The sequence below is a fragment of the Pseudomonas sp. MAG733B genome, from assembly GCF_036884845.1.
In the GTDB taxonomy this organism is placed as follows: domain Bacteria; phylum Pseudomonadota; class Gammaproteobacteria; order Pseudomonadales; family Pseudomonadaceae; genus Aquipseudomonas.
Window position 1 is genome coordinate 4584078 of the sequence record NZ_CP145732.1, and the last position, 11580, is coordinate 4595657.

Consider the following 11580-nt stretch of genomic DNA (forward strand, 5'->3'; position numbering starts at 1 on the left):
AAACCGAAATACCGAACAGGACCCTGCACGTCCACTCGTGCAGTAAATGGAGCTTTTTGATGGCTGTATGGCGCTTTACCACCGCATTACTGGCACTCACCTTGGCCGGATGCTCTACCAACAACGAACCCAAACCCATCTCGCGGATGCCCGAAGCCGAATACGCACAACTGATGCAGGCGCAGGCAACAGCAGGCGTTGGGTCTATCTCGGGAAAGCTGTACTTCACGGACCGCCGAGGCCGGATACTCTATGGCGACAACAGCAATATGCTGCTGTGGCCAGCAACGCCCTACACAGAAAAGCGGCAACAGGCCGAACGGGAAGGTATTCGATTGCCGGATCGGTTTGACCCCCGAATTGATCCGCTCACCCGTCGCACACACAGCAACAGCTCAGGCGAATTCCAGTTTGACGCAATACCGGCAGGTGCTTATTTCATCTGGAGCGTAGTCGACATGAATTCGCTGGTAAGACGAATCGTTGTCGAAGAAGGTCAGCAGACCGTGGTGTTTCTCACTAACGATTGACCAAGGCATGCCCTGCCGGATCGCAACTTCACCACAAGGAAATAAAGGATGTACAAGTGGATATTGGCGCTTGCCGCCATGCTAACGCTGGGCGGCTGCGTCACCGCTTCCAACATGATTGATCGAGCCGATGAACATAAGCCCATCGATCCCCAAAAAGCGATTGTTGTCGGTTTTGTTTCCGAGGGGTTTCTCACTCAGCCGCACGGACTGAATGTATTGCTCAAATATCATGATCCGGCCTCCCAGGCGAAAGCGACCCGCATCGCACTTACAACACTGGACCAGAACAACGAAATTCGTGGCACCTCACATATCATGGGCAACAGCTTCGTTTACGAAGTACCAGCCGGCACTTATGAAGTCACCCACTGGTACTACCGTTTTTTTGACGGGTTCAGTGCCGATCAGAAAACGCCACTACTCTTCAGCGTCAAGCCTGGGGACGCCGTCTATATTGGCAACTTCCACGCAAACTCGCTGACGATGTGCCTTTCCAATCGAGACGACTTTGCAAAGGCCGTTGTCGATATAAAAAAGGCCCACCCATTCCTGGCCAACGTCGCGATAACGAACCTGTCCCATGACCTGCAATTTCCAGGCTGGCCCAATACAAAAGCCACCGATGTGTTTGGAAAAGGCTTGTGCAAGGTGAAATCGCCGGATGATGTGGTTTCGTCCGCCGCCAACTGAAGTTAGCCCGGCGGGCTCTACTACAGTGGATATAAGTTTGCTTTCCAACGCAGGAGCACAACGAATGTCCAGAATCCTCTTTTTGATGCTCGCCAGCCTGGTTCTGTGCACCAGCCAGGCGATGGCGGACACCCTCAAGATCAGCGTGATTGGCGCCGGTAATGTCGGCGGCACGCTTGGCACACTATGGGCAAAGGCCGGGCACTCGGTGATGTTTTCATCGCGCCACCCCGAGGAACTGACGGAACTGGTCAAGACCGCCGGCCCCAACGCCCAGGCGGGTTCTGTCGGTGATGCCGCTGTATGGGGCGATGTGATCGTGTTGAGTGTTCCCTACGGCGCGATGCCGGTACTGTCCGAACAACTGAAGGGCAAGCTGGACGGCAAGGTGGTGTTCAGCACCAGCAACCCCTTCAGCGGACGAGACGCAGACGTTGGGCGCAAGGCGCTGGATCTGGGAGTAGCCCTGGCAGACCAGCAATATCTGCCAGGGGTGCACCTGGTGCGAGCGTTCAACGCCATCGGCTATGCCGCCATGAAAGACCAGTCTGGCAAAGACAAGGCGATTCCCCTTTTTGCCGACGACGCCCAGGCCCGGGAAATGGGAGCGCGGCTGGTGCGCGACGCCGGATTTACGCCGGTGGTGTTCCCGCTGACGCGAGCCAATGAAGGCTTGCCGGGCGGCCCCCTCAGCGGCGTTTGGACCGAGGCTGAACTTGAGCGGAAGTTGGGCCTTTAGGGCAAATAGTGAGACTCAGACAGGTATGGGATATCTTGCCGACCTCGAAACCGACTTGTATCCATGGAGGAAAAATTGCGGATTTACATTACAGGTGCTTCGTGTGCGGGCGTGACTACTGTGGGTCAAAACATCGCAACTCTGCTCGGTGTACAACAGGTCGATGTCGATGATTATTTCTGGATACCCACTAACCCTCCTTTTACAACCAAGCGGCCTCCCAGTGAGCGCGTGTCATTGATCCAGCAAAAGTTCGGTGACGACGATTGGGTGCTGACCGGCTCTTGTATGGGCTGGGGAGAAGCGCTGATTACCCATGTCGATTTGATTGTGTTCGTTGTCACACCAACGCCCGTTCGCCTTAAACGGCTGGCCGCGCGTGAAAAGGAGCGCTTTGGAGATCGGATAGCACCGGGTGGTGACATGCATGAGATACACGTGGCCTTTCGGGAATGGGCTTCGCAGTATGACGATCCGAACTTTTCAGGACGCAACCGGGCGTGGCACGAGGCGTGGCTATCAGAGCAGACCGTTCCGGTCCTACGGATTGACGGGATCAACAGTGCTGAAAAGATGGCTGCGGATGTCATTCATGCGTTGCCACACGTATCGCAATAGCTCGAAACCTTGACGATCGAGGCACGATTCTCAACGCGCTTTAGCAATGTCTATATTGGGTCGGTTGCTGCCGGTCGCGTCAGGCAGAAAACGGCCAATAGGGGTCATCCATTGTTTACGAAATCAGGGGTGATTCAGATACAGCTTTGTAACGCGGCCAAGTGTTTTTTTGATATCCAGAGAGACGTCGCAGCGTAATATTTAGCCACCGAACCAGATGTTTCTGGCTGGATGTCGACAAAATACGCGGAGCCACTCGTTGCTACGGTGTAGCCGCTTTTGCTGCCCGATTCCTGGGTTGCCCCATCCCGTCCTTCAAAAACGAACAGGCTTTGCCACTCGCGCTGAACGCAATCCGCGATGACCTTGTCGGTTTTTTTTGAATGCAAAACCTCGCGAGGGGCTTCCTGACGCATCTCGTTCATGGTTGGAGTTGCACATCCTGCCAAAGACAGTAAAGCCAACACCCATATCGCTAATTTCATAGGTTCCGTCCAAGTTGGTGGGAAATCCAATCAAGAAAGGCTGAATGTTCTACTGGAGTGACGGCAGCGCGTTCGCACACTGCCATCCTCCAGGAACGATTGGTTTGCCGCAGAGCTACCTGCGACATGATTGGCTTTCGTTACGGCGTCACGATGTTGAACCAGAAATCGAAGTTGTCCATGTAGGACACCAGCTCCTCCAGCTTCCCTTGCTCTCCATCGATTTTGATATCCCCTGAGGCCAGTGCGTCTTTCAACGTGGTCTCTTTCAACACGATCTTGTTCAGCGTGTCGCGGCTCAGGGTCACCTTCGCATCCGCATCTTTTGCTTCAACGCCTTCGGTATGGTTAAGCACGCCATTCTCCATTTCCACCGAGTATTTCTGTTTGAGGTCGGTGAAATCGAAGTTGAGCGACAATCGCTTGCCTTCGGCTTTTGGCCCATTCAAGCGCATGGCCAGGAAGTCAAAGAACAAGTCCAGATCCATCGCCCGCACCGTATCCGGGCTGGCGGTATCTGGTGTCGGCAGCTTCATCACACCTTCGCGCAACTCCTTGGCGCCGGTGAGATAGAAGTTACGCCATGGCCCACTTTCGGCCTGGTAGCCCAATTGCTCCAGGGCATCGGCCTGCATGTTCTTGGCCGCCTGGTTGCCTGGATTGGCGAACACCACATGATTAACGACTTCGGCGACCCAGCGGAACTCACCCTTATCGAAATACTCCTTGGCTTTCTTGAGGACCGCCTCTTCGCCGCCCATCATCTCGACGTAATGCTTGCCGCCTTCCTCTGGTGGCAGTTCGTTCAACTGCGCCGGATTACCGGTAAACCAGCCCAGATACAACACGTAGGTAGCTTTGACGTTGTGGTTCACCGAACCGTAGTAGCCACGGTTGGAGAATTTGTTGGCGATTGCCTTGGGCAGTTTGAACTGCTCGGCGATCTCGACCATGGTGTAACCCTTGTTGATCATCCGCAGGGTTTCGTCGTTGATGTAGCGGTACATGTCACGCTGGGAAGACAACTGCTCGCGTACCTCCTTGTTACCCCAGACTGGCCAGTGGTGCATGGCATACATCACTTGGACATCGTCGCCCCACAGCTTGAGTGCCTCGTTGAGGTATTTTGACCACGGCAACGGTTCACGGATCTTCGCGCCGCGCAACGAGTAAGTGTTGTGCAGGGTGTGGGTGGAGTCTTCGGCGGTGTTGAGCGCTTTCTTCTCCTTGATGTAATAGAGCATCTCAGCGGGCGCTTCACTGCCAGGGGCGTATAGGAACTGGTACGTCAGGCCGTCAATGACATGGGTTTCGCCGGTCGCCTTGATGATGTCGGTCGGCGGGATCAGCGTCACCGTGCCCGCCGATGTCGTGGTGCCCAGACCGGCACCCAATTGACCGGTCGGAGCCGGAGGCAACAGGTTGCCGTACATGTAGCTGGCGCGACGACTCATGGCGGTCCCGGCCATGACGTTTTCGGCTACCGCATGCTCGATGAATCCAAGCGGGGCGTAAATCTTCACCTTGCCGGCTTTCACATCCTCTTCGTTCACCACACCACGTACACCACCGTAGTGGTCAACATGGCTGTGGGTGTAAATCACCGCCACGACCGGCTTTTTCGGTCGATGCTGGTAATAAAGATCGAGTGCAGCCTTGGCGGTTTCGGCAGAAATCAGCGGGTCGAACACGGTGATGCCATCCTTGCCCTCGACGATGGTCATATTCGACAGGTCGTAGTTGCGAACCTGATAGATACCGTCAGTCACCTCGAACAAGCCGGAAATGTTGATCAGCTGGGACTGCCGCCACAGACTGGGGTTGGTAGTATCCGGAGCCTCTTCGCCTTCTTTGATAAACGCGTATTTGGCCGGGTCCCAGATTACATTGCCCGAGGTGCCCTTAATGACTGTCGATGGCAGGGGAGCAATAAATCCTTTGTGAGCCAGCTCAAAGGACGTCTTGTCGTTGAACGGCAGCTCCTTGAGCAGCGCATTGTTAGCGGCTTTGGTGGCTTCCGATGCAGGCTTTGGTTTCTCGGTCTCTGCGGCGATAGCTTGGGTGGCTACTGCAATTGAAGCTACCAAGGAACAGATGACCCCTGTCGTTTTGAGGGTGCGCCACTCGCCACGAAGCAAACTCTTACTTGGCGCCTTCATACTGAATTTCATCTTCCAAGCTCCTTTTAGTCGAAATGCGCTACACCAAAGCCGTAGCAGCAGGCTCAAATAAAAGTAGTTCCTGATGAAAATAAGTCGAGAAATCCAGATCCCATTCGGATCGATGGGATTGTTTTAGGCAAAATCGAACCGCGCGAGACTGATCACAAATACCAGTTTTTTGGCGGACGCCCAAGAGCTGCCCAACGGCAGTTTTGCGTTGGAAACAGTCCTTCTGCTTAGACAGAATTTAGTTGTATTGCATCGACCGGTTGAATCCACAGTCGTTGGCTGCCCTCTAAAACAGGCAGCCATGGGTCTGAGCAGCCCTCCCCGACTGACAACGATCGAACCCCGCACACCCTTCACACTCACACCTGATCCATAGCCTCGACCACGCCCTGATCCTCACCCAGGAACCCGCCACTCTGATGCTGCCAAAGCCGCGCATAGATGCCGTTCTTCGCGAGCAGTTCGGTGTGGGTGCCCTGTTCGATGATGCGTCCGTCATCCATGACAACCAGTCGATCCATCGCCGCAATCGTGGACAGCCGATGGGCGATGGCGATCACGGTTTTACCCTCCATCATTTCATCAAGGCTTTCCTGAATAGCCACTTCGACTTCCGAATCCAGAGCGCTGGTCGCCTCGTCAAGCAGCAGAATCGGGGCGTTCTTGAGCATCACTCGGGCAATCGCGACGCGCTGGCGCTGGCCGCCCGACAGCTTGATGCCGCGCTCACCGACCAGGGTGTCGTAGCCGGTGTGGCCTTGCCGGTCGCTCAGTTGGCTGATGAATTCATGGGCCTGGGCACTGGCCGCGGCGCTGCGGATTTGTGCGTCGGTCGCATCGGGACGGCCGTAGGCGATGTTGTCGCGAATGGAACGGTGCAACAGGGAAGTGTCCTGGGTGACCATGCCGATGGCACCACGCAGGCTGTCTTGTGTCACTTTTGCGATGTCTTGCCCGTCGATGCGAATCTGCCCGCTGTCGACATCATAGAATCGCAGCAGCAGGTTGATCAGCGTGGATTTGCCTGCGCCTGAACGGCCAACCAGGCCGATTTTTTCGCCCGCGCGAATGTTCAGGCTCAGGCCATCGAGCACCTGGCGTTCGCCACTGTAGTTGAAGCTCACCTTATCGAAAGTCACAGCGCCGCCGGAGGTCACCAGCACGCCCGCGTCCGGTGCATCTTGCACCTTGGGGCCGCGGGTAAACGTCGCCATGCCATCCTGCACGGTGCCGATGCTCTCGAACAGCGAGGTCATTTGCCACATGATCCAGTGCGACATGCCATTGATACGCAACGCCATGGCGGTGATTGCCGCCACGGCACCAGCGCCGACCTCGCCCTGATGCCATAACCACAGCGCATAACCGCCGGCGGCCATGATCAACGCCACCACCAATGCCTGGTTGACGATCTCGAACTGGCTGACCAGGCGCATCTGACGAAAGCCGGTTTGCTTGAAATCCTCCATCGCTGCTCGCGCGAAGTGCGCTTCGCGATTGGAGTGGGAGAACAGCTTCACCGTCGTGATATTGGTGTAGGCGTCCGAGATACGCCCGGTCATCAGCGACCGCGCATTGGCTTGTTCCTGGCCGACTTTCCCCAAGCGCGGCACGAAGTACATCATGGCCAGCCCGAACAGCACGACCCAGGCAACGAAAGGCAGCATCAGCTTCAGTGCGAAGCCGCCGGCCAATGCGATGATCGCGATGAAATACACCCCGATCCCGGGGGCGATCTCGATCAGGGTGAATAGCACGTCGCGCACCGCTAGCGCAGTCTGCATTACCTTGGTGGTGACCCGGCCGGAAAACTCATCGGAAAAAAACGAAAGGCTTTGCCGCAGCATCAGGCGATGGAAATCCCAGCGCAGTCGCAACGGTAAGTTAATCGCCAATATCTGGTGCTGCACCATGGTGCGCAACGCCACCAGCCCGACACTGGTCACCATGACGATGCCCATGCCCCACAACACGCGGGTTTCCTGCGCAGCCGCCTCGCCACCAGCCTGCCAGGTCGAGAGCAGATCCACGACCTGCCCGAGGAAGGAAAAAAGCCAGGCTTCGTAAATCGACACAGCGGCACTGAGCAACGTAAGCGCAAGGATGTAACCGCGGGCGCCCCGCGTACAGGCCCACAGGAATCGAGCCAGGCCGTTGGGTGGCGGTGGCACCTCGTCGGGCGGGAAAGGGTCGAGTCTTCGTTCAAACGCACGAAGCATGGTGTTCTCCAAAACGATCAAGTTGAGGGGATTCTGCCAGCGTTGGAAAATGACAGCTAAGCTTCTTTCTAATTTCGGGCGTATTGAGCAGATTGCGTTTTGCTTGGTAAGGCCTTCGCAATCGTCTCGGAGGGGAGCCAATGAAACGCTATGCAATGCTCATCGCGATCTCTTTGCTGACCACGGCTTGTCAGAGCACAAATGACGGCATCACCCGACTCGACAATTGTGTCTGCTATAAATCGCCCGAGAATAAGCATTTACAAGCATCGCAAATAGCCTGGAAAGACCCCGATACGCTGCAGAAACAGTTCTCGCATTGCGTTTGCCGAGCCTTGATTGACCTGAAGGAGTTCGATGACCCAGGTAAACTTTTCGTGCCCGGGACGCAAATAAAATGAGTGTCGGATCAAGCTATGCCATGGCCCCATCAGCGAAGGTCGACTGTTACCCCTGACTTCAGGGCCGTAGAAGCGCTTCATGAATTTCGATTGAAGGAACAGCTCCCTCCCCTCGCCGACTATCGAGCCAACGCCTGGTTTTGCTCACATCGAATATTTGACCTTGCTCCATCAGCATCATGAGGAGCTCATCCGACACGCGATAACGACCACATTCCGGACAATCCCGCTCTTCCCAGGGGCCGTGACATTGAATGCGCTGCGCAGTACCGACACATATAAGACAATTCATCGCGATCACCATAGCCGGGAGTGTGTCAGACGGTCGCGAGCTAATCGTGATCGTGTTTGAAGTCACCGCCGAGCGTGTTGAGAAACGGGTGATGGGTCGACAGGAAACCCCAGGCAGAGTTCGATGGCGTGTCGCTTACAGTACAAACAGGTCGCATCCACCGCTCAACGACGCCCCGTCTGTAATTATCACGACCGGATCTTGTCAACCGTTCGAGTGACTTGGGAGGTGAACGTCTTGGCTTATCTTGATTGGGTTCAATGGCCCGCTATGGTGGTGACAGTGCTCGCTGCATGGCTGATCGGGTCTCAACGTCCAGGCCGGAGAATGACAGGTTTCATCAGCTTTATTATCAGCAACGTTTTGTGGGTGATCTGGGGCGTACACGCCGAAGCCTACGCGCTGATCGCCCTGCAGTTTTGCCTGTGCGCCATGAACCTTCGCGGGTTCAGAAAGAACCTGGATAGCCAGTGATGCTTTTCCAAACGAGGAGCGCTCATACCGCATTTGGCACCTTGCAGGTCGTCTGCCATAGGGACATTTTTCCACTGCTATGCTGATTGCATCTGTTTCTGCACTAGAGACGATCATCATGTCAGCACAAGGCAGGCATTCCCCGTTCAGGTTCAAGGTAATGGCCTACCCGGCTGGAATTTTCCTTGTCACTTGGGCTGCCATAAAGCTGCTCGACACTCACTTCGACCTGACGTTGTCAGCAGATACCACGGGCTGGCTACTGCGTTTTTGGGATTGGCTCTTGCTGGAAACGCCAATGCCGAATTGGTCACTGATGATTATCGCGATTTTACTCAGCACTATGTCTGTAGCGATTTATTACGCCCGCATCACTGATGGAACTTACGGCGAGTTACACGAGATAGAGCGGAAAGTTTACAAAAAAAACAACCCTCAATTTCCAAAGCTGACAGATAACCAAACGCTGCTGATGGAAGCATTGGCCTATCATGCGAACTTCAGAAAAGTTGCAAACCTGGACTCGATTTGCAAGCTTGTCTCACTCAGCACATTGGAAGTTGAAGCCGGTCTGAAGCAACTCCAGGCGAAACGTCTTGTGGAGCAAAAAGTGACAAGGGGCACATTCGGCGCCACCACTTTTGAACTTACCTTGACAGGTAAGGATTACGCATTAGAGAGACTTCAACTAACGTAGGATAGCTGCGGGCTTCACGATGAGCGCATTGGCTGTCGACCGGCAGGGCCGGAGGAGGCAATTTGAAACCATTTCCGCTCAGACCTGGCGCCTCTTTGGACATGTTTCTTCAAGCGTGTCTGCCTCGCCGAGACGCGGTTCCGCCAACCTTGACGGAAAAAGCCATCATCCCGGGCATCCCTGATGCTCGCTACAGGCTGGACCATGACCAGACCCCTTTCATTGAGGATGCGGTTCAGTCCAACAAACGTGAGAGCCTGTTGCTCGCCGACTCCGGAAAGCCGAACGATGTCCTGCCGCTGGCACACATGCTGGCAGTTTCCGGCGGTGGAGATGCAGGCGCATTCGCAGCGGGGCTGATTGCCGGATGGACTACGCATGGGACCCGCCCCATTTTCAAGGTCGTCACAGGCATTAGCGCGGGCGCCCTCGTCGCCCCGTTTGCCTACCTGGGGTCTGAATATGACGGCGTGATTCGTTACGTCTCCAACGCAATCGGTCCAAAAGACATTTTTCATTCGCGAAACGTGTTAACGCGTTTTGCCAGCGACGGGATAGCGGACAGCAAGCCACTGTCGCGGCTCATCGCAAAATACGTCACGGCAGAGATTCTTGCGACGATTGCGCTGGAATATTCCAAAGGACGAATTCTGCTGATCGGCACCACTGACCTTGATTCAGGGCGGCCAGTCACCTGGAACATGGGCGCTATTGCCGCAAGCCAAGCACCGGGAGCGCTCGAACTCTTTCGCAGCATCATGCTCGCTTCCATGAGTATTCCCGGTGCAGTCTCGCCGGTCATGATCGATGTGGAGGTTGACGGCAAACAGTTTCAGGAAATGCACGTGGACGGCGGGGTCATCACGCAAGTGTTTCTATACCCACCCAACACTGTGATGGCGCTGAGCAAAGCCGTCGGAGCCCCTTTGCGACTCGACCGCCATTTCTATGTCATTCGTAACGGGACACTGGAGCCACAGTGGTCCGGGACCAAACGCCGTACATTGAGCATCGGCGGTCGCGCCATCAGCGCATTGATTCAAACTCAGGGGATCAGTGACCTGGAGCGAATTTACCGTATGGCGCAGCAGGATGGAGCGGATTTCAATCTTGCGTACATTGACTCCGACTTCAACTTTCCGCACCTGCGGAAATTCGATGGCGAGTACATGAAGCGTCTATTCGATTACGCCTTTCAACTTAGCGTAAAGGGCTATCCTTGGCATAAATCGCCGTACTCGGAAAACACCAAACGATAAAAACCCGCTAAAAGATTGAGGCAATCTGGCGCACCGGCGTCATTGAATCAACTACTCCGCGTTTCTGGCCGCCCTGCCCGCTCATGTTCAGGAGACTCTCAATCTGGAACGCTAGATTCCAGAATTAATGAATACAGCCCCAGATGGGTTCGCTTGCCTGTACTTTCACAAATCCGCTTTATAAAAAGGAATTTTACCGGTGTCCGAACATCGCATTCGCCCCCTCGCCCTCTGCATCTTTCATCATCTTGGCAAGATTTTGGTCAATCAGTTTCACGATACCGAGGAACAACGAATCCTCTATCGCCCCATCGGCGGCGGCATCGAATTTGGCGAGAGAAGTGCCGATGCGATAGTCAGGGAGGTGCAGGAAGAGTTGGGTTTGCCGATTCATGGCGTTCGCCTGCTGGGTACTCTGGAAAGCCTCTTCACCTACGCCGGCAAGCCAGGGCACGAAATCGTCCAGATCTATGACGCGACATTCGACGACGTGCTTGTCTACGAAAAAAACGAGATAGAAGGTCAGGAAAGCAACGGGGCGGTTTTCCATGCCAAATGGTGCGACAGCACGAACTTCAGCCCCGCCTCCCCTTTGGTGCCTGAAGGCCTGCTCGACCTGCTCAAGTCCCTTTCGCTGCTGAAGTAAGCCACAGGGTGAATGGGCCGATTGATGGAAACCTCGGCACTGGTGACCGGCGGCTTTCACCGAGCAAGGTACCGTTATGCCCCGATCAGGCGGGCACGACAGTGCTGCATCCCTTTGGCGATCTGCTTTTCGATGGTGCGCTCCTTGATATCCAACTGCATAGCGATCTCACGCAGGGTGAATCCTTCGCAACGGGAGAGCAGAAACACAGCTCGGTATTTTTCCGGCAGGCCTTGAGTTCCTCGTAGTGGATCTCAACCAGTTGGGTCAAAGAAGGATGTTTACAGGAGGCCATTAGTGAGAATGATCAGGTCCAGGGAATGTGCCGGACGCTGTCACATATGATAAATGTTCTC

The 11580-nt window shown here is 55.1% G+C and carries 12 protein-coding genes; 9 read left to right on the plus strand and 3 right to left on the minus strand.

What is annotated here, in order from left to right; genetic code table 11:
* Positions 1 to 59 precede the first annotated feature (59 nt).
* The 4 genes from V6Z53_RS20945 to V6Z53_RS20960 all read left to right on the plus strand — a co-directional run bounded on the left by V6Z53_RS20945 (position 60) and on the right by V6Z53_RS20960 (position 2580).
* Positions 60 to 530 (plus strand): hypothetical protein, encoded by a 471-nt coding sequence (locus V6Z53_RS20945; protein WP_338581516.1) that lies wholly within the window; start codon positions 60 to 62, stop codon positions 528 to 530.
* A gap of 48 nt (positions 531 to 578) precedes the next feature.
* Complete coding sequence (locus V6Z53_RS20950) at positions 579 to 1223, plus strand: hypothetical protein (RefSeq protein ID WP_338581518.1); 645 nt, start codon at positions 579 to 581, stop codon at positions 1221 to 1223.
* 64 nt (positions 1224 to 1287) lie between these two features.
* Positions 1288 to 1962, plus strand: a complete 675-nt coding sequence (locus tag V6Z53_RS20955) for an NAD(P)-binding domain-containing protein (RefSeq protein ID WP_338581520.1) — start codon at positions 1288 to 1290, stop codon at positions 1960 to 1962.
* A 75-nt stretch (positions 1963 to 2037) separates the two neighbouring features.
* Positions 2038 to 2580 (plus strand): adenylate kinase, encoded by a 543-nt coding sequence (locus V6Z53_RS20960; protein ID WP_338586544.1) that lies wholly within the window; start codon positions 2038 to 2040, stop codon positions 2578 to 2580.
* 134 nt (positions 2581 to 2714) lie between these two features.
* On the opposite strand, the gene V6Z53_RS20965 is transcribed toward V6Z53_RS20960, so the two are convergent.
* From V6Z53_RS20965 to V6Z53_RS20975, 3 genes are all read right to left on the minus strand, one after another.
* Entirely contained in the window at positions 2715 to 3065 is a 351-nt protein-coding gene (locus V6Z53_RS20965; RefSeq protein ID WP_338581521.1) for a hypothetical protein, read from the minus strand.
* Positions 3066 to 3205: 140 nt separating this feature from the next.
* Complete coding sequence (locus tag V6Z53_RS20970) at positions 3206 to 5152, minus strand: alkyl sulfatase dimerization domain-containing protein (protein ID WP_338581523.1); 1947 nt, start codon at positions 5150 to 5152, stop codon at positions 3206 to 3208.
* 443 nt (positions 5153 to 5595) lie between these two features.
* Positions 5596 to 7455 (minus strand): ABC transporter ATP-binding protein, encoded by a 1860-nt coding sequence (locus V6Z53_RS20975; RefSeq protein ID WP_338581524.1) that lies wholly within the window; start codon positions 7453 to 7455, stop codon positions 5596 to 5598.
* 140 nt (positions 7456 to 7595) lie between these two features.
* Between V6Z53_RS20975 and V6Z53_RS20980 the strand changes: the two genes are divergently transcribed.
* From V6Z53_RS20980 to V6Z53_RS21000, 5 genes are all read left to right on the plus strand, one after another.
* Positions 7596 to 7856 carry a hypothetical protein gene (locus V6Z53_RS20980; protein WP_338581525.1) on the plus strand — a complete coding sequence of 87 codons (261 nt, stop codon included), beginning with the start codon at positions 7596 to 7598 and terminating at the stop codon, positions 7854 to 7856.
* 529 nt (positions 7857 to 8385) lie between these two features.
* Complete coding sequence (locus tag V6Z53_RS20985; protein ID WP_338581526.1) at positions 8386 to 8622, plus strand: hypothetical protein; 237 nt, start codon at positions 8386 to 8388, stop codon at positions 8620 to 8622.
* 118 nt (positions 8623 to 8740) lie between these two features.
* Positions 8741 to 9319, plus strand: coding sequence for a hypothetical protein (locus V6Z53_RS20990; RefSeq protein ID WP_338581527.1), 579 nt, complete (start codon positions 8741 to 8743; stop codon positions 9317 to 9319).
* Between the two features lie 62 nt (positions 9320 to 9381).
* Positions 9382 to 10578 (plus strand): patatin-like phospholipase family protein, encoded by a 1197-nt coding sequence (locus V6Z53_RS20995; protein WP_338581528.1) that lies wholly within the window; start codon positions 9382 to 9384, stop codon positions 10576 to 10578.
* Positions 10579 to 10777: 199 nt separating this feature from the next.
* Positions 10778 to 11224 carry an NUDIX hydrolase gene (locus V6Z53_RS21000; protein WP_338581529.1) on the plus strand — a complete coding sequence of 149 codons (447 nt, stop codon included), beginning with the start codon at positions 10778 to 10780 and terminating at the stop codon, positions 11222 to 11224.
* Positions 11225 to 11580: the final 356 nt, after the last annotated feature.